Origin of the sequence: Myxococcus sp. AB025B (genome assembly GCF_006518215.1) — a bacterium.
GTDB lineage: Bacteria > Myxococcota > Myxococcia > Myxococcales > Myxococcaceae > Myxococcus > Myxococcus fulvus.
The window spans coordinates 59,351-82,460 of the sequence record NZ_SRLW01000004.1; the positions used below are offsets into that span (position 1 = coordinate 59,351).

The 23,110-nt window shown below is 69.1% G+C and carries 24 protein-coding genes; 12 read left to right on the forward strand and 12 right to left on the reverse strand.

Annotation, left to right across the window (positions count from 1 at the left end):
• Positions 1-17: 17 nt before the first annotated feature.
• The 6 genes from FL311_RS01350 to FL311_RS01375 form a co-directional block, all read right to left on the reverse strand.
• The gene (locus FL311_RS01350) at positions 18-437 is read right to left on the reverse strand and encodes a hypothetical protein (protein WP_141322980.1); all 420 of its coding nucleotides are present in this window, start codon (positions 435-437) and stop codon (positions 18-20) included.
• On the reverse strand, positions 427-2,838 hold the full coding sequence (locus tag FL311_RS01355; RefSeq protein ID WP_141322981.1) for a hypothetical protein: 2,412 nt from the start codon (positions 2,836-2,838) through the stop codon (positions 427-429). The genes FL311_RS01350 and FL311_RS01355 overlap by 11 nt, the downstream gene beginning before the upstream one ends.
• Positions 2,825-3,190 (reverse strand): c(7)-type cytochrome triheme domain-containing protein, encoded by a 366-nt coding sequence (locus FL311_RS01360; protein ID WP_141322982.1) that lies wholly within the window; start codon positions 3,188-3,190, stop codon positions 2,825-2,827. Before FL311_RS01360 ends, FL311_RS01355 begins: the two co-directional genes overlap by 14 nt.
• Positions 3,187-3,384 carry a hypothetical protein gene (locus FL311_RS01365; protein WP_141322983.1) on the reverse strand — a complete coding sequence of 66 codons (198 nt, stop codon included), beginning with the start codon at positions 3,382-3,384 and terminating at the stop codon, positions 3,187-3,189. The genes FL311_RS01360 and FL311_RS01365 overlap by 4 nt, the downstream gene beginning before the upstream one ends.
• Positions 3,381-3,959 carry a NapC/NirT family cytochrome c gene (locus FL311_RS01370; RefSeq protein WP_194868998.1) on the reverse strand — a complete coding sequence of 193 codons (579 nt, stop codon included), beginning with the start codon at positions 3,957-3,959 and terminating at the stop codon, positions 3,381-3,383. Before FL311_RS01370 ends, FL311_RS01365 begins: the two co-directional genes overlap by 4 nt.
• 188 nt (positions 3,960-4,147) lie before the next feature.
• Positions 4,148-4,399, reverse strand: coding sequence for a hypothetical protein (locus tag FL311_RS01375; protein ID WP_141322985.1), 252 nt, complete (start codon positions 4,397-4,399; stop codon positions 4,148-4,150).
• A gap of 102 nt (positions 4,400-4,501) precedes the next feature.
• Here FL311_RS01375 and FL311_RS01380 point away from each other — a divergent pair, with 102 nt between their 5' ends.
• The 4 genes from FL311_RS01380 to FL311_RS01395 all read left to right on the forward strand — a co-directional run bounded on the left by FL311_RS01380 (position 4,502) and on the right by FL311_RS01395 (position 8,153).
• Positions 4,502-5,143 carry a TetR/AcrR family transcriptional regulator gene (locus tag FL311_RS01380; RefSeq protein WP_141322986.1) on the forward strand — a complete coding sequence of 214 codons (642 nt, stop codon included), beginning with the start codon at positions 4,502-4,504 and terminating at the stop codon, positions 5,141-5,143.
• Complete coding sequence (locus tag FL311_RS01385; RefSeq protein ID WP_141322987.1) at positions 5,140-5,679, forward strand: GFA family protein; 540 nt, start codon at positions 5,140-5,142, stop codon at positions 5,677-5,679. Before FL311_RS01380 ends, FL311_RS01385 begins: the two co-directional genes overlap by 4 nt.
• A 591-nt stretch (positions 5,680-6,270) precedes the next feature.
• Entirely contained in the window at positions 6,271-7,341 is a 1,071-nt protein-coding gene (locus FL311_RS01390; RefSeq protein WP_141322988.1) for an alpha/beta fold hydrolase, read from the forward strand.
• Positions 7,338-8,153 (forward strand): MerR family transcriptional regulator, encoded by an 816-nt coding sequence (locus FL311_RS01395; protein WP_141322989.1) that lies wholly within the window; start codon positions 7,338-7,340, stop codon positions 8,151-8,153. The genes FL311_RS01390 and FL311_RS01395 overlap by 4 nt, the downstream gene beginning before the upstream one ends.
• A 1-nt stretch (position 8,154) precedes the next feature.
• Here the strand turns inward: FL311_RS01395 and FL311_RS01400 are convergent, their stop codons facing one another.
• Positions 8,155-8,943 carry an alpha/beta hydrolase gene (locus FL311_RS01400; protein WP_141322990.1) on the reverse strand — a complete coding sequence of 263 codons (789 nt, stop codon included), beginning with the start codon at positions 8,941-8,943 and terminating at the stop codon, positions 8,155-8,157.
• Positions 8,944-9,083: 140 nt separating this feature from the next.
• Between FL311_RS01400 and FL311_RS01405 the strand changes: the two genes are divergently transcribed.
• The 5 genes from FL311_RS01405 to FL311_RS01425 all read left to right on the forward strand — a co-directional run bounded on the left by FL311_RS01405 (position 9,084) and on the right by FL311_RS01425 (position 13,754).
• A complete protein-coding gene (locus FL311_RS01405; protein ID WP_141322991.1) occupies positions 9,084-9,758 on the forward strand; it encodes a response regulator transcription factor in 675 nt (224 codons plus the stop codon).
• Positions 9,748-10,938, forward strand: coding sequence for a HAMP domain-containing sensor histidine kinase (locus tag FL311_RS01410; protein WP_228556612.1), 1,191 nt, complete (start codon positions 9,748-9,750; stop codon positions 10,936-10,938). The genes FL311_RS01405 and FL311_RS01410 overlap by 11 nt, the downstream gene beginning before the upstream one ends.
• Positions 10,939-11,079: 141 nt before the next feature.
• On the forward strand, positions 11,080-12,318 hold the full coding sequence (locus FL311_RS01415; protein ID WP_228556613.1) for a hypothetical protein: 1,239 nt from the start codon (positions 11,080-11,082) through the stop codon (positions 12,316-12,318).
• 267 nt (positions 12,319-12,585) lie between these two features.
• Positions 12,586-12,864 carry a hypothetical protein gene (locus FL311_RS01420; RefSeq protein ID WP_141322992.1) on the forward strand — a complete coding sequence of 93 codons (279 nt, stop codon included), beginning with the start codon at positions 12,586-12,588 and terminating at the stop codon, positions 12,862-12,864.
• A gap of 116 nt (positions 12,865-12,980) precedes the next feature.
• Positions 12,981-13,754: a Coq4 family protein gene (locus FL311_RS01425; RefSeq protein ID WP_141322993.1), complete on the forward strand. Its 774-nt coding sequence runs from the start codon at positions 12,981-12,983 to the stop codon at positions 13,752-13,754.
• On the opposite strand, the gene FL311_RS01430 is transcribed toward FL311_RS01425, so the two are convergent.
• A complete protein-coding gene (locus tag FL311_RS01430) occupies positions 13,742-14,266 on the reverse strand; it encodes an SDR family NAD(P)-dependent oxidoreductase (RefSeq protein ID WP_228556614.1) in 525 nt (174 codons plus the stop codon). The genes FL311_RS01425 and FL311_RS01430 overlap by 13 nt on opposite strands.
• 100 nt (positions 14,267-14,366) lie before the next feature.
• On the opposite strand from FL311_RS01430, the gene FL311_RS01435 reads away from it, so the two are divergent.
• Positions 14,367-15,035, forward strand: a complete 669-nt coding sequence (locus tag FL311_RS01435) for an SDR family oxidoreductase (RefSeq protein WP_141322995.1) — start codon at positions 14,367-14,369, stop codon at positions 15,033-15,035.
• Positions 15,035-15,811 carry an SDR family NAD(P)-dependent oxidoreductase gene (locus tag FL311_RS01440; RefSeq protein WP_141322996.1) on the forward strand — a complete coding sequence of 259 codons (777 nt, stop codon included), beginning with the start codon at positions 15,035-15,037 and terminating at the stop codon, positions 15,809-15,811. The genes FL311_RS01435 and FL311_RS01440 overlap by 1 nt, the downstream gene beginning before the upstream one ends.
• Positions 15,812-15,821: 10 nt before the next feature.
• Here the strand turns inward: FL311_RS01440 and FL311_RS01445 are convergent, their stop codons facing one another.
• The 4 genes from FL311_RS01445 to tdh form a co-directional block, all read right to left on the reverse strand.
• Positions 15,822-18,434, reverse strand: a complete 2,613-nt coding sequence (locus tag FL311_RS01445) for an MXAN_6230/SCO0854 family RING domain-containing protein (protein WP_141322997.1) — start codon at positions 18,432-18,434, stop codon at positions 15,822-15,824.
• Positions 18,435-19,038: 604 nt separating this feature from the next.
• A complete protein-coding gene (locus FL311_RS01450; protein WP_141322998.1) occupies positions 19,039-19,809 on the reverse strand; it encodes a class I SAM-dependent methyltransferase in 771 nt (256 codons plus the stop codon).
• 269 nt (positions 19,810-20,078) lie between these two features.
• The gene (locus FL311_RS01455) at positions 20,079-21,089 is read right to left on the reverse strand and encodes a GNAT family N-acetyltransferase (protein ID WP_141322999.1); all 1,011 of its coding nucleotides are present in this window, start codon (positions 21,087-21,089) and stop codon (positions 20,079-20,081) included.
• Entirely contained in the window at positions 21,071-22,129 is a 1,059-nt protein-coding gene (gene tdh, locus FL311_RS01460) for an L-threonine 3-dehydrogenase (RefSeq protein ID WP_228556615.1), read from the reverse strand. Before tdh ends, FL311_RS01455 begins: the two co-directional genes overlap by 19 nt.
• 326 nt (positions 22,130-22,455) lie before the next feature.
• Here tdh and FL311_RS01465 point away from each other — a divergent pair, with 326 nt between their 5' ends.
• The gene (locus tag FL311_RS01465) at positions 22,456-23,010 is read left to right on the forward strand and encodes a pyridoxamine 5'-phosphate oxidase family protein (RefSeq protein WP_141323000.1); all 555 of its coding nucleotides are present in this window, start codon (positions 22,456-22,458) and stop codon (positions 23,008-23,010) included.
• The last annotated feature ends 100 nt before the right edge of the window (positions 23,011-23,110 follow it).

The window sequence follows — 23,110 nt, forward strand, 5'->3', positions numbered from 1 at the left end:
CCTGGGAGATGTGTGGGTCATGGCAGCGCGCCTCCGGCGATCCACGCCAGGAGCGTCTGGTACTCGGGGGTGCCGTCGGCGTAGATGGCTCCGCCGCCGTGTCCCGCCCCGGCGGCCTTGCGCAACAGGCGGCTGCCAGCGGGCGCCGCGGTGTCCGTCAGCGCGTTCGACACCTGGAAGTCCGCATCCGCGTCGCCCGTCAACACGAAGCCCGTGTTGCCCGCGGCGCCTCCAGCGCGATGGCAGGACTGACAACCCGATAGCAACAGGGGATGCACGTCCGTGGCGAACGAGGGCGCGTCCCCTCCTCCGTCGCCGCCACCGCCGCCGTCACCACCGGAGGGCGTGCCCGCGTCGGGGCTCGCGTCGCCGCGGTGGAAGTCCGCGCAGCCCGGGACGAGCAGGAGCGCGAGCAGGAGTCCGAGCCTAGAACTCATACGCCACCACCAGTCGCGTGAAGTCGTCCGGCACCTCGTCCACCTTCTCCAGGTTCCAGAACTGGAAGAGGCCCACGCTCAAGCCCTTCCAGCGGGCGACCGCGCCCACGTTGTGCGCGGAGGCGTCCTCGCGGGTGAGCGCGGTGGTGTCGAGAATCCGCCCGCGCTGGTTGCCGAAGGTGCGCAGGCCCTGCCGATACTGGAGGTAGAGCCAATCGGTGGGATGGAAGCGGAGCTGGAGGTAGCTGGCGAAGTGGTAGTAGTCCGCGCCGGGACCGCCGTACCCCTCGGCCTCGCCTCCGGAGACGTCCGCGCGCAGCAGACCCGCGCCCAGTGAGAAGCGCTCCAGCACCGGCACCCCGCGAGGGCGCCACGACGCGACATCCAACGCCTGGAGGAACAGCCTCCGGCCGTATCCCAGCGGATTGTAGTAGGCCGAGTACCAGAGGCTCAGCGGGCCCCAGGAGCCGCCCAGCCGCGTCCCCACGCCCAACCGCGTCTCTTCCAGTGGCGCGAAGTCCGACTGGAGGTTGAGCACGGCATCGGCCCGCCGGAGCTGGTAGCCGGCGATGACGTAGACATCCGCGGAGAGCAGGAACGGCCCCTCCCGGCGCTGCACGTTCGCCGTGAGCCCCTCACGCGCGTAGACGGGTGGGAGCACCTTCTGGTCGAAGCCCGCGAGGCCGCCGTAGCTGTGGTGGAACAGCGGCTCCGCGCCGAAGGGCACCAGCACCTTGCCCACCCTGGCGGAGAGCCGCACCGGCCAGTCCTCGCCGCTGACGCGGTAGCCCACCTCCCAGAACTGGAGCGACAACGTCTCCAGCGTCAGCGTCACCGGGTCCTCGGTGGACTGGCGCGTCAGGAAGAGGAAGTGGTGGTAGCTGCGCAGCGCGTTCGAGGCGCCCTTCTGGAAGGGCTGGTCGTTGTAGCCGAGGCGCTCGTAGTTGAGGTCGAAGCGCCCGTTGAGCGTGAGCGAGCCGAGCACGGGGAAGGTCCCGAGCTGGACGCCCGGCGGTGGCCCACCCGACGATGCGGTGGGAGGCGTCGAGGACGGAGCAGCGGGCGCGGCGGTGGCCACGGAGGGAGGTGGCGCCGAGGATGGAGCAGCGGGCGCGGCGGTGGCCAGGGGAGGAGCCTCTGCACCGCGCGCGCCCTCATCAATCCACCGGGCCAGGAGCGCGAGCTCCGCGCTCCCGGGCTCCCACACCGCGCCGCCCTGATGCGAGTCACCTCGCGCGCGTTGATACAGGAGGCTCGTGTCGGCCGAGCCGGGCGTCACCAGCGCCCGCACCGTGCGCAGGTGGGGCTCGGGCTCCGCGTGGGCGACATAGCGGGTGGACCCGGCGAACCCATCCGCCGCGTGACAGCTCGCGCAGCCCGCCAGGAGCTGCTCGTGGATGCGGGGAGCGAAGCGCAGCGAGTCCGAGCTGGAGGCAGACGCCGGCACGGGCTGCGTCCCTGGCGCGAGCGGCGTGGACGAAGGAGGCGTCGGCGCGTCCCCCACGCGCGCGGAAGCAGGAGCCCCCGGAGGTGCTGCCACCGTCGAGGAGGGCACCGCGGACTCCACCCCCACGCGCGAGGAGGCCATGGACTCCGAAGGTGTTGCCCCCGTCGAGGACGGCGCGACGGGCAACTCTCCCACGCGCGCGGAAGCAGGAGCCCCCGGAGGCATTGCCGCCGTCGCGGGTGGCGCCGAGGGCACCTCCCCCAGGCGCGCGCCCCCCGGAGGCGTTGCCACCGTCGAAGGTGTCGCTGAAGCCACGTCCCCCACGCGCGCGGAAGTCGGAGCCCCCAAAGTCGTTGCCGCCGCCGACAAGGGGGGCGGCGCGGTCCCGGCAGGGGCCTGTCCTGGGAGCGCCCCGGATTCGACCCACTTCAGCAACGTGGCGTACTCGGGCGACTCGGCCGCGAGCGACTTCTTGCCACCATGCAGGACCGCGCCGGTCCCCTTCTTCAACAGCGGACTCTGCGCGGCGGCATCCAGCTTCACGAACCGCAGCGTGGTCTCGTAGTCCGTGCCATCGCCACGCAGCACCCACTTCGACCTGCCAGCCATGCCCTCCGGGCGATGACATGACAGACACCGGGCCACGAGGATGGGCCGGGCGTCGGCGGCGAAGGTCGGTCCGCGCGGCTTCGGCGCACCACCCGTCCTCGGACCGGCCGGAGTCGCCACCGGCGCTGGTGCCGCCTTCGTGGGCGCGGCAGGTGCCGCGGAGGTCTCGGGAGTCCCCGCGTCGGCGCTGCCCTCTGGTGCGGGCGGAGGCGTCGGCGGACGCTGGATGCCCAGCCGCTCCTGGAGCTGGCGGCGCTTCTCCTCCTGCGTCTGCGCGCGCGCGGGCATGGCCGCCGTCAGCAGGAACACCCCCACGCAGAGACGTCCCAGGTCAGCGAGGCACATGGCAGGCCTCGCAGCGCATGGAGCTCGGCGCCTTGGCGGCCCGCCCATCGTGGCAACTGCCACAGTAGCGGCCCTCGCGCATGTCCTGATGGGTGAAGCCCAGTGGAGCCTGGGGGAACACCCCCGGGTGGCAGCTGTAGCAACGCTGCGAATCATGCGCCCAATGCGAGAACAGCGCCGGCACCGGCGCCTTGCGTTCCTTCAAGGGAGGAAGCCGGACATCCTGGGGCGCGTTGACCGCGAGGATGGGCGGCGCGAAGAGCAGCGGCACGGCGAGCACCACCCGCCAGCGCCAGCGCTGCAGCACGGCCCGCGCGCGAGCGCGCCAGGGCTCCGAGGTCGGAGTGCTCATAGCGCCTTGCGCTCCTTGAGGATCTTCCAGACGGTCACCACGTAGAGGCCCACTCCCAGCAGCACCAGGGGCACGCCCACCGCCGTGAACACCACGAAGGTGAGCGGTGACCAGAACAGCGTGGTGAAGAGCTGGACACACAACCCCGCCAGCACCAGCAGGGCCGCCCTCCGGATGCGCTTCTCGTGGCTCATGGACGTGGCTCCGGCAGCCAGAAGTTCCGCGCCTTCACGCCCTCCAGGTCGTGCGCGAGGTCGTGACACGTGAGACACGAGCGCGCGCCGCTCTGGAGCTCCGCCTGGATGTCCTGGTGCGCGGACGCCTCCAGGAAGCTCCGGGCGTCGCTGTGACAGTGCAGGCAGTTGTAGTTGGGATACGGCTGATAGAGCTTCGGTCGCTCGGGAATGGTGCCGAAGTAGTGGACCCAGACGTGCTTGAGCCCGTTGAACTTCGCCTTCGCGTCACCAAAGAGGGCGTAGTCCGTGTGGCACGCGTAGCAGGTGGTGTCCCGGCTGATGAGCCGCTTCTGGTAATGCACCGCCGCCAGCGACGCGGCGTTGTCCACGAACAGGCTCTGCCCGTACGGCTCCATCTCGTGACAGCCCAGGCAGAACTGCGTCTGCGACGACTCACGCACGCCCACGGCGACGCCCGCGCCGGTGACGACCAGCGGGAGGATGGCCAGCCCCGCGAGCAACACCAGCCGCCCCAGGTGGCTCGCGGTCAGGACTCCCGCCGCGAACGCAATCAGGGCGACCAGGACCGCCACGGCGATGACAACCACTATCAAGAGGGTGGGCAGGCGGGAACCTCGCTCCCTTTCCTATACAGGTCTCATGCCCATGCGTGAACCCTGGAATGAAGATGCGCAATCGACACGCAATTCCTGCGCACCCGCGCCATGGCGCGCAAGAATTGCGCAACCATGACCGGAGGGAGCGACAGCACGTCCAATCCCTAGCGCTTGTCGACGAGGTGGCGCAGGAGCGAGGTGAGCCCGGAGAAGCGGAACGACGGGTCGATGTACTTCTCGAGCACGTAGAAGGCGAAGTAGTAGGCGCGACAGAAGGCCCAGATGGCGAGCAGCAGCAGGAGCAGGACGCGCCACTCGGGCAGCTCCATCAGGAGCAGCGCCGACGAGACGCAGCCGATGACGACGAAGAGGATGGCCTTCACCCACATCCACCGGTGGGATTGCAGGTCGCGCATCCCTGGAACGTAGCGCCTGGCGAGCCCTCTTCGACAGGCCGGCCCGCCCACGCTCGACCTCCAGAGCTTGCATACATACCAACCGTACGGTATGACGACGCCATGCCACGCCCACCGAAGCACGCGCCAGAACGCGGGGATGCCCGGACGCGGCTGCTCGAGGCCGCGCGCGACACGATTCGCGAGAAGGGCTTCGCCGCGACCTCGGTCGATGAGCTCTGCCAGGTCGCGGAGGTGACGAAGGGCGCCTTCTTCCATCACTTCAAGAGCAAGGAGGGGCTCGGCGTGGCCGCCGCGGAGCACTGGAAGGAGACGACGACCGCCTTCTTCGCGAGCGCGCCCTACCACGCCCCCGCGGACCCGCTCGAGCGGGTCCTGGCCTATGTGGCCTTCCGCAAGTCCATCATCACCGGGAGCCCCGCCGAGTTCTGCTGTCTGGTGGGCACGCTGGCGCAGGAGGTCCACGCGAGCGCGCCCGACATCCGGGAGGCCTGCGCCGCGAGCATCTTCGGTCATGCCCAGACGCTCGAGGCGGACATCGCCGCCGCCATGCGCAAGCGCCGCGTCTCCGGAGGCTGGACGGCCGCGAGCCTGGCACGCCACACCCAGACGGTGATTCAAGGCGCCTTCGTGCTCGCCAAGGCGGGGAACGACGCGGCCCTCGCGCGAGAGAGCCTGGACCACCTGGACCGCTACATCCGCCTGCTCTTCAGGCTCACACCCCCGGAGAAAGCCTCACCATGACCCAGGCCACATCGCTCGGCTGCGCCTGCGGGGAAGTCTCCCTGCGGGTGGAGGGAGCCCCCATCATCAGCGCCGAGTGCTGCTGCGACAGCTGTCGCGCGGCCGTCGCGAGATTCCAGACGCTGCCCGCGTCACGGCTGCTGCTGGGGCCCAGGGACGCGTCGCGCTTCGTGCTCTACCGCAAGGACCGCGTCCACTTCCTCCAGGGCACGGACCGCCTCGCGGAGTTCCGGCTCACGCCGGAGTCGAAGACCCGCCGCGTCGTCGCCACGTGCTGCAACACGCCCGTGTTCCTCGAGTTCCAGAGCGGCCACTGGCTCAGCCTCTATGGGGGCCTCTGGGCCGACGGAACCCTGCCTCCGCTGGAGCTGCGGACGATGACCTCCGACCTGCCGCCCGGGCCCGCGCTCCCCACGGACGTGCCCAACAGTCGGCACCAGTCCGTCGCGTTCTTCATCAAGCTGCTCGGTGCGTGGGTGGGGATGGGCTTTCGCAGCCCGAAGCTCACCTTCGTCAAGGCACAGCTCCCGCGCTGAGTTCGCGCGGATGCGCCGCGAGAGCCTGGCGACGACAAGCCCCTGCGCGGTCACGAAGCCGTGCAGGGCCGTGAAGGTGGGGTCCCCGGGGTGCGGCGTGAACCCGCGGCAGTGGCCAGGAATCAGCAGGCCGCACTGGAGGGGTGAGACCTCGGCGACGATGACCACCTTGTCGGCCACCCGCGTGCCGACCTCGTGCGGCTGCACGCCTCCTGAACGTGGTGCGGCGAAGATGGCGGGGGCCTCCTTGCGAACCCGCCGCGCCTCGGGCTCCGGATAGACCCAGCGGGGGTCGATGCCCGTCGGCGGTCCACCCGTTTGCGTGAGCGGCTCCGCCGTGAGCGTCTGACCACACGCGGCACAGAACCGCGCCTCTGGGGCAGCCGGGCTCTGACAGCGTGGACACGTCATGGCAGCCGCGTTCATGGGCTCGGAATATGGGACAAGGGCGCCTGCGGCCGACGACGCCCAGCAGATGACGAGGAAGGCGCCGCCCGTCCCCCTCCAGTAGCCCTCGTGCTTGACTCTCCCCCAGGGGGAGACCGCCACCCTCCGGGCATGTCACCCACGGACATGTCTCGGAGGAAGCGCATGGCGGCGGCAATCCTTGGAACCCTCATCCTGCTGGCGGGCGCGGCGGCGGGCGCCTGGTGGTGGATGGGGCGGGCCCTCTTCCAACCCGGCACCGTGACGCAGGTGCTGGCCTCGCGCGGCGAGACACTGGACGTTCCACCGGGACAACGCTCCGACGCGTCGTCCTGGCAGATGACCGGGGATGTCCAACTGCGCCACGTCGCCGTGGGCGAGGGGCGGGACGTCCTCGTCGTGCACGGCGGCCCCGGCCTGCCTCCGGCACACCCATGGCGCGCGGCGGCGCTGACGGGCGATGCCGTGCGCTGGCACTTCTATGACCAGCGAGGCTGTGGCGCCTCCTCGCGCCCCATCTCCCAGCCTCCGCCCGGAGGCACCTGGCAGGCCCTGCAGGAGGTGGAGGCCCGCCTGGGACTCGCCGAGCAGCTCGCGGACCTCGAGCGCATCCGGCGTGTGCTCGGCCGGGAGCGACTCACGCTGGTGGGCCACTCCTTCGGCGCCCTGATTGCCCTGCTGTACGCGGCCGAGTGGCCGGAGCGGGTGGACGCGCTCGTGCTCGTGGCGCCGGCCCCGTTGGTGACGATGCCCTCGAAGGGCGATGACCTGTTCACCCAGGTGCGCACCCGTCTGGACGAAGCAGGCCAACGGGAGCTCGCGGCCTGGATGAAGCACACCTTCGACTTCCCTGCCCGCCTGAAGGACGACGAGGCCCGCCTCGCCGAGCACTTCGCCGCCTTCGGACCGCTGTATGCCCGGGCCCTGAACGCCGAGCGCCCCGACACGAGGCCTCCCGACACTGGTGCCGCTGGAGGCTTCCTCTCGCTCGGGCTCTACCTGAGCCTGGGACGCCATCACGACTGGAGCGAATGGCTGCGCCGGGTGCGCGCGCGCACGCTCGTCATCCATGGCGCCCAGGACCTGCAGCCGCGCTCGGCCACCACGCGCGTGGTAGAAGCGATTCCCCACGCGCGACTCGTGGAGCTGGCAAGCAGCGGGCACTTCCCCTTCGAGGAGCAGCCCGAGGCCTTCGCGGCCACCGTGCGCGCCTTCCTCCAGGAGGAGGAGCGGTGAGCGGACTGCGGTACTCCATCGGCGAGGTGTCTCGCATCACCGGGCTCACCGTGAAGGCGCTGCGCCTCTACCAGGAGAAGGGGCTGCTCGAGCCCTCGCGCGTGGACGCCTCCACGGGCTACCGCTACTACACCGAGCACGACATCTCGCTCGCCCACACCGTGCGCGCGCTGCGCGACCTGAAGCTCTCCCTGGAGGAGATTCACGGCGTGCTCACGCAGCTGGGACAGGGCGCCTCGCTCGCGGAGCAGCTCGCGCGCGTGCGGGCCCGACTCGCCGAGGAGGCCGCGAGCGCGCGACGCTCCGTGCTCGCGCTGGACACGCTGCTCGAGAACCAGGCCCGGGCGGAGACCTACCTGCGCGCGCCGCCGCCCCTGCTCGAACGCTGGCTCCCACCCGTTCGTGTCGCCGTGCATCGGGCCCGGGGGCGCTACTCCGACGCGTCGGTGTACTTCCGCCGGCTGCTGGCCGCGTGTGGCCCCCACGTGGCCGGGGCGCCCTTCTGCCTCTTCCACGAAGCGGAGTACCGCGAGGACGACGCGGACCAGTCCTGGTGCGTCCCCCTGGCCCCCGGGGCCGTCCCGGAGGGCGTCGCCATCACGGAGCTGCCCGAGGTGCGGGCCGTCACGCTCGCGCACTCCGGCCCGCCCCACTCCGTGGGCCCATCCTGGGCCCGCCTCTTCGCCCACCTCCACGCCAAGGAGCGCACCCCGAGCGTCCCGCTTCGCGAGACCTACCTGCGCGTGGACTCGGCCCAGGGCGCCGCGTGGATGAGCGAGCTCGCGCTATCGTGGGAGGCGAGCCCGGACTGAATCAGGGCGACGGCGCCCGGTGGCTCGTGGAGAGCCAGCGACGCACCTCGTCCAGGTACTCCTTCGGGAGCGCATGCCCGCTGTCGAAGGTCTTGTGTGTCTTTCGCACGGACGGAGCGGACTCGAACAGGGCGCGACTGTCGGCGACGGGCGCGAAGTCATCCTGGTTCGCGGTCAGCAACAACCAGTCCTGGCGAATCGTCGACATGTGCCGCGACGGGGCGACCTCCTCCATCGACGGGTCGATGTGGGGCGGCACCATGGTGATGAGGTGGGTGACGCGCTTCTCGCGCGCCGCCAGCAGGAGCCCCACCTGAGCCCCCATGCTGTACCCGACGACGAGCACGCGCGGCGGCTTGCCCTGGGCGAGCACCGCGGACAGCACCGCGTGGGCATCCCGCACGGTGTCGGCGATCATCTTCATGTACCGCGCGGGCTCGCCCTTGTGGGCCAGCTTCGCGAGCGCCCCGGGCTTCGCCTCGGGGTTCGCCCGCTCACCATGGAGCCGCGCGTCGAGGAGATAGACGCGGTAGCCGGCCCGCAGCAGCTCGTCCTTCAAGACGCCGCCATGCGTGGGCCCCGCGTCCGACAGCCAGTCCTCCTTGCGGCGCGTGAGGCCGTGCAGCAGGACGGCGATGGGTGGATTCGCGTCGCGCCCTTCGGGCTCGAGCACCCGCGTGGGGATGCGCTCTCCATCCGCGCCACGAACATCCAGCGTCGGCGTCGGGGCATCGGCCCGGGCCAGGGAGGCGGACAGCAGCAGCACGCACAGCGACAGCCAGCGGAACATGGTGGACTCCTGGAAGTGAGCTTCACCGTCACCCTGCGCTCCGCTGTGTCGGACAGGCGTCAACCCGCGGTTGACGTTCGATTGACGTTCCCTCCGGTAGCCTGCGACCGTCCTGCCCTCCCGAGGTCCCCTGCCCGCTCATGCGAGTGCTCGTCGTCGAAGACAACCGTGACCTCCAGGCCAACATCGCGAGGTTCCTCGGCGCGGACTTCCAGCTCGACTTCGCCACCACCGGGCCCCAGGGGCTCACGCTCGCGCTGAGCCACGAGTACGACGTCATCGTGCTGGACCTGATGCTGCCGGGGATGAGCGGCATCGAGCTGTGTCAGCGCTTCCGGCAGCTCGCCGCCCGGCTGGTGCCCATCCTCATGCTCACCGCGCGCGACACGCTCGAGGACAAGGAGGAGGGCTTCCGCGCAGGCGCGGATGACTACCTCGTCAAGCCGTTCTCGCTGAGGGAGCTGCGGCTGCGGCTGGAGGCCCTGGCGCGCCGCCCCGTCCCTCCGAGCGGTCGGCGTCTGACGGTGGGCTCGCTCACCCTGGAGCCCGACACAGGACAGGCCCGGCGCGGCGAGCGCGGCGTGCGACTCAACCGGACCGAGGCGCTGCTCCTCAAGCTGCTGATGGAGTCCGCGCCCAAGCCCGTGTCGACGGCGACGCTCGCCCATCAGCTCTGGGGCGACGACGCACCGGAGTCCAGCGCCCTGCGCACGCACGTCTATGCGCTGAGAGGCGCGCTCGCCGAGCTGGGGCTGGACGACTGCATCACCACCCACCGCAACAAGGGCTACAGCCTGGAGGCCCGTGAGGACTAGGTCGATACGAGGGCTCCTCCTGGGCGCCATGGTGTCGTCCGCGGCGCTCTCGCTGGTCCTCATGGGGGCGTTCTTCACGCTCTTCAGCTACGACCTCGAGGACACCCTCTTCGCGCGGCTCGTCGCCACCGCGATGGATGGGCGTGGCGGTGATGGGGCGATGCCACTCGGCATCAGGACCTATGTGGGCCACGCGAGCCTGCCGTCGTGGATGCAGGCGGAAGTGCCCTCAGACGCGCTGGGTGGCGAGTACGAAATCTTTCCTCCCGGGCATGGACACTTCCATGTCGCGGTGCGGCCGGACGTGTCGACAGGCCTCACGCGCTATGGCGTCCTCGACACGACGGAGCTGACCCGCACCACGCGCCAGCTGCGTCGCACGTCGGGCCTGCTGCTGGTGAGCGCCGTGCTGGCACTGCTGGGCGCCGCCGGGCTCTCCGTGCTGGTCGCGAGGCGGCTGGGGGTTCCGCTGGAGCGGCTCGTGGCGCAGGTGCAGTCGGGCCATGAGCCGCGAGCCGAGGACATCGTCGTCACCGAGGTGCGGGCCCTGTCCCAGGCCCTGAGTGCCCGGGATGTCCGCATCCAGGAGCTGCTGGAGCGGGAGCGGGCGTTCAACCGGGACGCCAGCCATGAGCTGCGCACGCCGCTCGCCGTGGCGCAGGGCGCGGTGGAGATACTGGAGCTGGACCCGCCCAGGGACTCGGCGACCTTCGGACGGCTGCGGCAGGCGGTCCTCCAGATGGGCCTGCTGACGGAGGGCATCCTCTGGCTGGCGCGGCCGGGGCGCTCGGATGAGACGTGCGGACTGGTGGGCATCTCTCGCGAGCTGCTCGCGCTGTACGGTGACCACCTCGCGCGGGGCGACGTGGAGCTCGTCGTCGAGGCGACGGACGAGGTCGTCGTGCCGCTGCCCGGCGCCGTGGCGCGGGTGATGCTGGGCAACCTCATCAAGAACGCGCTCGCGTATACGGAAGCGGGGCGCATCGTCATCCGCGTCACGCCCGAGGCGTGGAGCATCCAAGACACGGGGGTGGGCTTCGGTCGGAGCGAGCCCGAGCGGAGGGGCTTCGGTGTCGGACTGTCGCTGGTGGAGCGGCTGGCGCGCCGGTTCCAGTGGACGCTGGACCTCCGCGCGGTGGAGCCGCATGGCACACATGTCCGACTGACCTGGCCTTCATGAGCGCGGGCGCTGGAACTCATGACCGGGGCCATCTACAACTGCCCCATGCACTCGAGCCTCCGCCGCCTGACCGCTCTTGTCCTCGTCTCGCTGACGCTCGCCTGCGCGACGCGAGCCGCGGCGCCCTCCCCAGGAACCCCCATGACGACGCCCTCCCCGCTGGACGCCCCCGCCGAGCAGTACGTGAAGCTGGCCCTCGCCGTGGGGCAGCACGACGGCAACTACGTGGACGCCTATTACGGACCGGAGGCCTGGGCGAAGGAGGCCGAGGCCACGAAGCTGCCCCTGCCCGAGATTGCCGCGCGCGCCGCCGCGATGGTGGCCGCGGTGGAGGCGACGCCGGTCCCCGCCGATGAGCTGCTCGCGATGCGCCACCGCTTCCTGCTGACCCAGCTGCGCTCGCTGGAGGCGCGGGTGCGGATGCTGTCCGGCGAGAAGCTGAAGTTCGACGAGGAGAGCCAGGCGCTCTACGGCGCGAAGGACCCGGGGCACACCGACGCGGAGTTCGAGGCGGTGCTCGCCGAGCTGGACAAGCGCCTGCCCGGCCAGGGGCCGCTGGTCGACCGGCTGGACCGCTTCCGCAACGACTTCGTCATCCCGAAGGACAAGCTGGACGAGGTCTTCCGCGTCGCCATCCAGGAGGCCCGGCGCCGCACGCTCCAGCACGTGGAGCTGCCCGCCAACGAGAACTTCACGTTGGAGTACGTCACCAACAAGCCGTGGAGCGGGTACAACTGGTACAAGGGCAACTCGACCAGCGTCATTCAAATCAACACGGACCTGCCCTTCTACATCCTGCGTGCCATCGACCTGGCGGCGCACGAGGGCTATCCGGGGCACCACGTCTACAACGCGTTGCTCGAGCAGCACCTGGTGCGCGGACGCGGGTGGGTGGAGCTGACGGTGTATCCGCTGTACTCGCCCATGTCGCTCATCGCCGAGGGCAGCGCGAACTACGGCATCGACGTGGCGTTCCCGGACGCGGAGGCGTACCTGCGGGACGTCCTCTTCCCGCTGGCGGGGCTCGACCCGAAGCGCGCGGCCAACTACGTGGCCGTGGAGGCGCTGGCGGCGAAGCTGTCCTACGCGAGCAACGAGGGCGCGCGCCGGTACCTGGACGGACAGCTCAGCCGCGAGGCGACGCGGGACTGGTTCGTGCGCTACGGCCTGGTGTCCGTGGAGCGGGCGACGCAGAAGATGGCCTTCATCGACTCCTATCGCGCGTATGTCATCAACTACAACCTGGGCCAGGACCTGGTGAAGCAGTACGTCGAGCGCCACATGGGCGCCGACACCTCGCCCGAGCGCCGCTGGCAGGTGTTCCGCGAGCTGCTGTCCTCCATGCGGCTGCCCGCGGACCTGTACCCCGCCGCGAAGTGAGGACCGGGTTCCACACCTGCCCATGAAGAGCGAACGAGGGAGGCACGCATGCGCGTCACACGGTCTGTTCGACTCGAGGTGAACCCGACGACGGACCCGTGGTGGGCCGCATGGGAGGGCTCCTTCAGGTTGCCCGCGGCGCCTGGCGAAGCCGGCGGGCCCCAGTGGTACTCGGGCAAGCGGCGCGGCGAGCGCCTCGTGATCCACCGGCAAGTCCCAGCCTGGGAGCGCTGGGTGTGGCGCCCGAGGAACCACGTGGAGTCCTCCGTGGAGAAGGTGGCTGAGAAGGAGGTCCAGGTGGTGACTCGCCTGGTGTGGCACGACTCGGTCATCCTGCCCCTCGCCGCGTTGGTGCTCGGGACGCTCGCGACGTTCCGGTTCCTGTGGGGGACCGCCTGGCTCTGGGGCTTCCTGGCGATGATGTATGCCTTCGCGGGCCTGCCGTGGCTCGTGGGCTCTCGACAGGTCCGGCGGGAGTCCCTGGCGTTGACCCACGCACTCGAGAGTCAGGCCGCCGCGGCTGACACGACAACACGCCCCCATTGACGTGTCAGGCCATGTCCGTTGACGTGTAGGCCCGAAGCACCCTCTCTTGAACACACCACATCCCCCCGGAATGACAGGCGCTGGGGGATGGCTTATCGTGTGCAAGTGGGGGAGGCATGCACACTCGTGCGGACCGTCTGTCATTCGAGGCGCCTCTGGCGGAGCCGACCAGGCTCGTCGAGCAGGCCCGCGACCTGGTGAACCAGCGCGTGACGCTGGGGGAGGTCATCCCCGTCCTCACCGAGCCCGAGTTGCTCGCCGCCAGTGATGCCCTGCTGCTGTCAGTGCCCGGGTTCCGCGAGCTCCACGCCGAGCTGTGGGACCCGGCCCTCCCCGAGCCCGAGGCCCTCTCCACCCTGCCGGAAGGCTCGTTCGGCCGCTGCTACGCGGCCTACATGGCGCACTACCGGCTGGCCCCGGACTTCTTCCCCATCCAGGCCGAGCTCGACCCGGAGGCGACGCCCACCCGCTACGCCGTCCACCGGCTCAACAAGTGCCACGACTTCTTCCACGTCCTGGGCGCCTATGAGACCTCGGACGCGGACGAGGTCGCCGTCCAGTCGTTCGTGTTCGGACTCGCCCCCTCCGCGCTTGCCCTGTTCCTGGCGGCGGCCTCCGTGCACCCGGACATCCTCCGCGACAAGTACAAGCACCTGCGCGACATCTACGAAGGGCGCATCCAGGCCCACGACTTCGTCCGCGGCGTCGCCGCCACCGCCCTGCTGGGCGCGCGCCTCGAGTCCCTGATGGAGGAGCCGCTGGACCTTCTGCGGCAGCGGCTCGGCCTGGGGGCACGGACGGACTTCCGACCCGGGCATCCCGGCGAGAACACCTGCTCGGGCCGCTCCGTCCCCGCCTTCTTCACGCACGCCGCCGCTCAGGTGCCGTGAAGCTTCAGCATCCGCCGCCCCACCTCCGTGTCAGCGAAGTCCGGCAGCCCCTCCGCGTCCGTGCTGACGCTGAGCTCCCGTAGAGCCTCGTCGCTCGCTCCCATCTCGCGCAGCGTCAGGCCAGCGAGGGCGTAGGCATCGCTCCCCAGGAGCAACCGGCGTGGCTGCTTGTCCATCGCCGCGAGCCGCAGCAGCGCCTTCGCGGCCTTCTCGGGCGCACCGCGCGCCGCGCCGGGGTTGGCCCTCACGCTCGCGTTGAGCGCCCCCACCGTGGCCTGGTAGTCGGGCTTCGAGGGATGAATCGTCATCGACGCGCCCGCCCAGTCCGTGGCGAAGCCACCCGGCTCGACGATGGTCACCTGGATGCCGAGCGGCGCCACCTCGTTCATCACCACCTCGCTGAAGCCCGCGACCGCGAACTTCGCGGCCTGATAGGCGCTCAGGCCCGGTGTGCCGCCACGCCGCCCACCAATCGAGCTGATTTGGAGGATGCGCCCCTGGCGCGCGACCAATCCGATCGCGCCAATCGCCCGGACGGCGCCCGCGCGCGCCAGGACAATCCCTCACGCAAGGCCCTGGTCTCGGACCACGACCGCCTGTATGCCTGACGGCATGAGCGCTCGGAATGCAATCGTCGTCGGCGGAACGGGCAACATCGGCGCCGCTGTCATCCACAGGCTGCGGGCGGAGGGACTGCACGTCATCTGCGCCTCGGAGGACGTGACGCGGGAGTCATCCGACTCGATGCGGGTGGACGTCACCGATGAAGCCTCCGTGAGGTCGCTGTTCGACAAGGCGTCCGCCAACGGGCCCCTTCATCTGCTGGTCAACTGCTCGGGCTTCGGGGCCTTCACGCCCATCGAGGAGACCTCGCTCGCGGACTGGCGGAAGAGCCTGGACGTGAACCTGACGGGTGCCTTCCTGTGCGCGCGCGAGGCGTTCAAGCGGATGAAGGCGCATGGCGGAGGGCGCATCGTCCACATCGGCTCGGTGAGCGACCACCTCACCCTGCCCATGAATGGCGCCTACGCCGCCTCCAAGCATGGCCTCCGGGGGCTCACGGGCGTGCTGAACGCGGAGGGAAAGGACCACGCCATCCGGGCCACGCTGCTGTCGCTGGGAGCCGTGTACACGGCCTTCTGGAAGACGCGTCCGGAGTTCAGCCCCGCCGACATGCTGTCCGTGGACGACGTGGCCGAGTCCATCTGGGAGATTGCCCGCAAGCCCTTGCACATCCGCGTGGACGAGCTGCGCCTGGTCCCCTCGAAGGGAGTCCTGTGATGACGTCGCCCTCGAACGCGGACCTGGCGCTCGTCACAGGGGCCAGCCGGGGAATCGGCGCGGCCATCGCGGAGGTGCTCGCCGGGCAGGGGCTGCGCGTCGTCCTCCTCGCGCGGGACGAGGAGGCCCTGGCCCGACAGGAAGCGAAGCTGCGCGCCTCGGGAGCCCAGGCGTGGTCCTTCGCGTGCGACCTGGCGAACGAGGCCGCGCTGGACGCGACGCTCGCGAGGCTGGAGTCCACCGTGGGAATGCCAGGAGTCCTCGTGAACAACGCGGGCTTCGGCGGGCCCTTCCACCGCGCCGACGAGGTCTCGCGGAGCGAGTGGGAGCAGCTCTTCGGGGTGAATGTGGACGCCGTCCACCAGCTCTGCCGCTGGGCCCTGCCGCGCATGAAGGCGGCGAGGTTCGGCAGAATCGTCAACATCGCCTCCTCCCTCGGCCTCTTCGGCGGGGCGCTCTCCTCCACCTACGCGGCCACCAAGCACGCGCTCGTGGGCTACTCCAGGTCCATCGGCGCCGAGTGGGGCGCGCACGGCATCACCTGCAACGCCATCTGCCCCGGCTACATCGACACGGAGATGCTGGCGAAGGCGCCGCCCGCGCTCCGCGAGGAGTTGCTGCGCAGGATTCCCGCCGGGAGGTTCGCCACGCCCGACGAGGTGGCCCGACTGGTGGCCTTCGTCGCGGGCCCCTCCGGGGGCTACATCAACGGCACCACGCTGGTCGTCGACGGGGGATTGTCATCCCATCTCGCCAACGACCTGCCGACCTTCTGAGGCGGCGCCGCTACGCCTTCTTCAGCACGGAGACCAGGTCGCCCGCGCCCAGCCGGGTGACCTCCTCCGCGGAGGTGTGCAGGAAGCGCAGGGCATACCCCTCGCTGCCCTGAGAGAGCGCGGGCACATCCGTCAGCCCCGCGAAGAACGTGGGCGCCTTGCCGGGCGTGAAGCTCCGCGCGGTGGAGTCCGCCTCCAGGCCTCGCAGCCTGCGAAGGAAGGAAGCGGTGTCCTCGTCCTCCGCCCGCTTCAGGACGGACACGGAGCCATCCCGACGCCGGACGTGCACGGTGCGGCTGCGCGCTGCGGCGTGCAGGGTCGCCAGCTCCCACTGCGTGGGCCGGGCGCCGGTGCCGAAGTAGGCCAGGGTGTCCTTGCCCAGGTGCGCGAGTCCCCCCCGGGAGCGGGCCACGCTCTGGAAGCCGTCCTCGGGAGGGACCTTCACGTCCACCCAGCGAAGCTGCTTCTCGACGAGGTCGATGACGAGCGGCACCGAAATCTGCGCGCTCCCCTGCAAGTCGAAGCGCTGCTCCACCGTGCGCGCGTCGAAGTGTTCCCCCTCCACCTCGTCCCGGACCATGAAGCCCGCGAACGCGTCCTCCATCCGGTCGAACGAGACGCTGTTGAAGGAGAAGACCACGGGGATGGCGTAGCGCACACCCTGGGCGAGCAGGCGCTCCATGTGCACGTCCAGGAACTCTGCGCCTCCCAGCGGCGGAGAGCCCGACGTGACATCCCCCGAATGCACCGCGGCGTCATCCTCCAGCCGCAGGTTCGTGTAGTCACACCGGTCCACCAGCCACCAGTTCTTGTCGTAGAGCGCCACCGACAGGTCCAGGTCGACGTACGTGTTCTGGGGCTCCGTCCAGTGGACGAAGAAGCGCAGGACCTTCCCCTCCGGAATCGGAAGCAGGCTGCCGCGAGGCACCGCCACCAACGCCTTCGAGGCCGTCTTCTCCGCCATCGGCACCAGGAGGTCTCCGAGCGCCTCGTCGATGAGCGCCTGGGGGAAGGACGGCAGGGCCTCCGCCCGTCGCAGCAGCTCCCGCTCCAGCGGCGCCACCAGCTGGCCAATCACATCCCCGGGGAGCAACGGACGACGGTCCTCCATGCCCCAGGCGTGGGTGGCCTCACCCTTCGGGAAGAAGATGCGCCGGGCGAACGGCTGGTGCCGCTTGCGCAGGTGCGCCGAGGCGGCGAGCAGCAACGCGGGCGGAGACCGGGGCAGCACGGCATCGAGCGTCGCGAGCAGCTCCGGCGCCAGCGACGCGGAGCCCGCGAGCGCCACCGAGAGCCGGCTCACATGGTCCAACCTGCGCAGCAGCTCACCGGGCCGCTGCCGGAGCAGCGTCAGCGCGCCCGGAAGCGCCCTCGCGCGCAGCGCCTCCTCGACGCGCGAGGTCCAGGAGCGGAACTCCACCACGACGCCGCCCTCGACGTCCCGCGTCTGGAAGGACTCGGGATGTGCACCGGCGAGGCCCAGCAGCGTCGCACCGAACGGCGTCTGCACGGAGAGCACCGTCCCGCGCAGCACGGCGAACGCGAGCGAGACCTTGGGATGACGCCGCCACTCCTCAAAGACGTGCAGCAGCCCGCCAAAGGCCTTCCACAAGCCCGGGTTGCGACCGACGTCCTCGGTGACGTTCAACAGGGAGAAGCCCTCCATCATCTGGAGGACGGCGCGCCGCACCTGACGCGGCGGGCTCTTCAAGGGCACCTTGACGGAGAGGTCGGGGTTGCCACCCGCCCAGGCCACCAGCACGCGGAGCACATCCGTGGCGGTCTTCACGTGCGCCGCGGCGCCGGCCAGCACGTCCCCCGCCGTCCGGGGGTCCCGGAGGAGGTGCCCCACGATGAGCGCCAGGGTCTCCTTCACCGGGATGCGCCGGGGCAGCCAGCCCAGCACCCGGGGCCCGAAGGCGGACACGAGTCGCTTGAGGATCTCCAGGTCGCGAGGGTTGAGCACCGTGGACCGCGATGCCAGCCGTCGCATCAGTCCGCTCGCGGTGGCCTCGGGGTCCGTGCCCAGGGACAACCGCGTCAGCTGGCTCCGACGGATGGAGTAGACGGTCCGCGAAGCGCCCTTGAGTTCCTTGGGCTGCAGGAAGGGGTCCGTCGGCGACAGACGTCGACGGCAGATGGGACAGGCGGAGTAGTCCTTGCCGTCGAAGCACTTCTCACAGACGAGGTGGGCGCACGGCGACAGCGCGCGCACCGAGCCCAGGGTGCCGCAGTGGATGCACGGCTGCTCGGGATTCTGGTACAGCCACGACAGCACGCGCTGGACGAACAGCGCCTGCGTGTCGCGCGGGACGCTGTGGGGGAAGGCGCGGAACAGCGGGACGAAGGGGCGGTCCTTGCCCACCGTCGCCGCGCAGTTCTCGTAGAGGAAGCGGCCGGACGCGGCCAGGGTCTCGTCGGGGAGCGCGAGCAGCGCGTCCCGGAGGGCCCCCGCGAGCACGTAGCCGACACCCGCCAGGTCCGCATCCAGCGCGACCAGGGCCTCCTCTCGTGCCTTCGTGTCACCGCCAGCGGACAGGCCCGTGGGAGGAAAGACGAGCCCCGTGGTCCAGAGCAGCAACGCGGCGGAATCGCCCGTGAGTTCGAGCGAAGGGGCGCCCATGGTGACTCCCTGAGAGAGGGGAAAGGCGGGGCGGAGAGCGGATGAACTACCTCATAGGAGTGAGAAGGAAGCACACCCAAAGCCGCCCCGCTGGGAACCCTACCAGGGCCCGAGGGGTATCGCCAACAGGGAAGCGTCCGGCTGGAGTGAGGCGTTCCCCCTTCCGTGGAAGGCTCGCGGGAGTTGTCAGACTCAATTGAGGACGGAGTACAGGGGGGAGTGGGTGGTAGCCCATGAGTTCATTGCTTCCTGTATTGAGCCGTCCGATCTCGATTCGCCGGAGCCCCTTGCTCATCGCATGACGATAGGCCTCCGCACGAGCAATGGCATGGGGGCGGAAGTCCACCGCATCATGGGTGAAGCCCGCGGACCAGACGTGAAGGATTGACGCCCCCAGGAGGCAGCTGGAACCGCCCAACCGCTTCCGCGGGTGCTCGAACCGCATCGACCTGTGCTGGAGCAAGGTGGAGGTATTGCTCCACAAGCTGGCGGCCCACACTGTCCGCGCCTCAAGGCCACCCATCCTGGCACTGTCCCCCAGCACGAGGCGGAAGGCGGGTTCATCGACCGCTGCCATGCGGCTCCGGACGACGGCTCACCGCGGTCACTCGGTGTGCCTTCCGGGGGCCCGCGCCAGTCGGCAGTCGAGCATCACGGCATGAGGCCTGCGCAGATAGGCCTGTTGAACCAGAGGGGCGTCCTCAATGCTGGCGAGCCCTGGAGGACGGGGGTTGCTCCAGTTCACGGGCCCGAAGCCCGAGCTTCGCAGGGCGTCCTCGAGCGCGTCCCGCGACCAGTAATAGGCGGTGACATCGGCTTCCACGCCTCGGGCTCGCAACTCCAGCCGTACCGGGCTGCCTTCCACATGGGGCGAGTCCGAGACCAGACGAAAGCCATACGCGGCATAGTAATCAGGCTGGGGGTCGTAGTCGGGATGCAATGGCAGAGCGAACAGGCGCCCCCCGGGGCGAAGCATGCGCGCCATGCTGGCGCACATCTGGCGCAGCTCGTCCCGTGTCGCGACGTAGGGAAGGACATACACGGACAGCACCACATCGAATTGATGTGCCAACGCGGGCGAGAGTTGAGACACGTACTCGATGCCCCGCTGCTCCTTCGCCTCCCGCTGGCGGGCGTCGCGCAGCATGCCCTCGGACTTGTCATAGCCGACCACCCGGCGTGCGCCTCGCTCGGCGAGCAACCTGGAGTACAAGCCAGCGCCGCAGCCAAAGTCGAGCACGTCGCTCTGCGCCAGGTCGCCCAGTGAATGGAGCACCGCGGGCAACTCGATGTCCCTGCGGAAAGGCCAGTCGGCGACGTCTTCATAGAGGGCTCCCAACTCTTCGAACTGGCTCTCTGCGGCGGTGGCGGGCATGGATGATCTCCTCTTCGACAGGTTCCCTGAGTTAAAATCAGACACCACAAACGGGACACCTGTCAGAACTGACAGGATGACCGCCGTCACCCGGACCGGGAGGCAGCGCCTCCACAGGCGACGCTGGCGCTTCTCGATGAATGATAGCTGCCCGCACTGTTCACGCCTCGAAACTGCCGTCCCGATGCCAAGCATGCTGTCCCCAGCACGACATGGAGGGCGGGTTCATCCACTGTGACCATGCGAGCCCGTGCGGCCGGGCACCGCTGTCAGGCCCGACTGATGATGGAGTACATGGGAACCGGGAGGTAGCCCATGCGCTCCTTGATACGCGCATTGAGCCGTCCAATCTCGATTCGGCGAAACCCCCTGCTCACCGCATGGCGATAGACTTCTGCAAAGGCAATGGTGTAGGGGCTGAAATCCACCGCATCATAGGTGAAGCCCCCGGACCAGATGTGCAATGTCGACTCTTCCTCGAGGCAGATGAAACCACCCAGCCACTTCCGCAGGTGCTCGACCTTGACCAACCAGACAAGCGCTCCACACTGTCGGACGAATTCCAGCAACGCACTTCGTGGGAAATAGAATGGCGTCCCATGTCGGGCCGTCGTCTCCTGGACCAGCGGCGTCAATGCCTCCAGGCCCTCCTGGTCCGGTCTCACGACGGAGACGCGGGCGTCGCTCGCCAGGAACTTCTTCAGCTGACGTCTCAGTTCCTGTCGCCCCTCTCTTGGCAAACCGAGGAGGTAGTCGTCGAACGGACGCGCCGCCTCCAACGACATGGAGTAGCGGTCCAACATGTAGTTGACGCAGTAGCCGTTCGACGCGGCCACTTCCATCAAGACTGGGTCCGTCACGTTGACCAATCCATGGCGCTTCACCCGCAGCTCCAGGGCCAGGTCGCGGAATCGCGCGAGCATGGGAGCCAGGAGGTCCTGGCGGCCGGCCCGGACCAGCAGCACGGACTCATAGCAATGCGCGATATGGCTGAACAGACCTCGGCCTTCCTCGTAGAGGTCCACCGAGGCGGTCCTCTTCAGGAGCCCGAAGGGGTCTATCTGCTGCGCGGACAGGAGATAGCAGGGAAGGAAGGCCTGGAGCCCTCCTGCATCCCGCGCGACGATGTAGAAAACGCGCTCCGGGGGCAGCAGCGGCGTCTGCTCAGCCGCGAGCATGAGCCGAGGGTCGTAGAACACCGGCGCCCGACCGGACTTCAGCAGGGCCCCATACTCCGCCGGATCGAGCTCCGAGAAACGGGTCAGGACACGGAAGTCCATGAGCGAGCCCCCCAATCCAATAACACCTTGCCCGTCCGTCCCTCACTCATGGCCTGGAAGGCCGCGGCGAACTCCTCGGCAGCCAGACGGTGCGTGACGACGCCCCCGACCTTCAGTCCTGACTCCAGGAGGCTCAGCATCTTCCGCCACGTCTCGAAGATCTCCCGTCCATAAATCCCCTTGAGCACCAGCCCCTTCGTCACCACCCTGGACCACTGGAGGGAAACCGGCGCGGGGCTCAGCCCCAGACAGGCCAGACCACCTCCCGGCGCCAGGACGTCGATCATCTGGTTCAGGGCGGACGCACTCCCACTCATCTCCATTCCGACCCGGAAGCCTTGATGAGGTCCCAGCCCCTCGAGAACCTCATGGAGGTCGTTCCTCGCGACATTGACCGTCATGAGGTCCGGCACCAAGCGAGCCGCGAGGTCCAGGCGCTCCTGGACCACATCCGTGAGCACGATGCGCCCTCCACCGATGTGCCGGACGATGGCCGCAGCCATGATTCCAATCGGACCCGCTCCCGCGATGAGCACATTCTCCCCCACGAGAGGAAAGGCGAGCGCGGCATGCACGGCATTCCCCAGGGGATCCAGGATGGCCCCAAGTTCATCGTCCACCGCGTCAGGCAACGCAACCGCGTTGACCGCGGGAAGGACCAGATACTCCGCGAATGCACCGTTCCGATTAATTCCCAGGCACGAGATGCCCTGGGCCAGATGAATCTGGCTGAGCGGGGTCTCGGCGCCATGGAAGTCGAAGAGATGCCCCTCGCCCGACACTCGCTGTCCTCGATGGAGATGGCGAACGTTCCTTCCCAACTCGACAATCTCGCCGCAAAACTCGTGCCCTATCACCAGGGGAACGGGGATGTGATTGCGGGCCCAGTCGTCCCAGCTCCAGATATGGAGGTCCGTGCCACAGATACCCGTCCGCCGAATACGAACAACCACGTCATCACCTGACGGCTGGGGATCCTCGACCGACTGCCAACTGAGCCCAGGTCCCGGCTCAGCCTTCACAATCGCACGCATCGCCATCTCCCTCTCCCAACAGACGGCCCTTGACGAACGACTATCGCCGCGCGGACGACAGCCCGCCCCCAACCCCACAACAACCGGACTCGAACCAGATAATCATCTACACCATCAACCCACTGAATACAACACAAGCACGACGCCTGCGACCGCCATGTCACGACCGCTGTACAACCTCCTCAACAACATCCCGCGCTGCGGGCTCGACTGCGGGCAGCGCCATCCATCGCATCTCGCCCCTTCCAAAATCGAGACTTCCCACGAACCATCAATATCCTTGAAGATCGGATCAACAGTCCCACGCAGCACAAGCAACCCAGGAGAACAGAATGGCCACACTCCACCGTCCACTCCTCCAGCGATTGGAGTTGCTCCTGCGAACGGGGCGCTTCGTCACACTCGCCACGTCGGCGCCCAGTGGCGCCGCTTGGGCATCCACCGTCAACTACGTGCCTCACATCAGCGACCAGGTCCGCCTCATCTGGTATTCGATGAAGGACGCCCGGCACTCGCGCAACATCGAACGACAAGAGCAAGTCTCGGGCTCCATCTTCCGCACCGACCTGGAGACGCTGTCTCCCCTGGGCCTGGATGGCGTACAGCTCGTGGGGCGCTGCCATGCGGTCGAGGGCCAAGAACTCGAGTCGTATCGCGACTACTACTACCGGCGGAACTTTCCAGACGACACCGTTCGGCAGAAGTGGCTGCTCCCGCCAGAGGAATTCACCGACAAGGGGCCGCGTCGGTTCTACGCACTGACCATCGAGGAGTGGTGGCTTCTGGACATTGATGGCTGGCTGGAACACATGCGCGACCAGCGCATCGACCTGCCTCCGCCCAGCCGCGTCGTGACGCTCGCCGCGCAGAAGGAGTTCGAGGTGTGAGTCGACCGTCGCCGCCCGGGCGGCATGTAACGACATTCAAAGGTTCCTGTCTGCCTTGAATTCCTCTCGGGATTGGCGTGACGCAATCACTGCGTCCAAG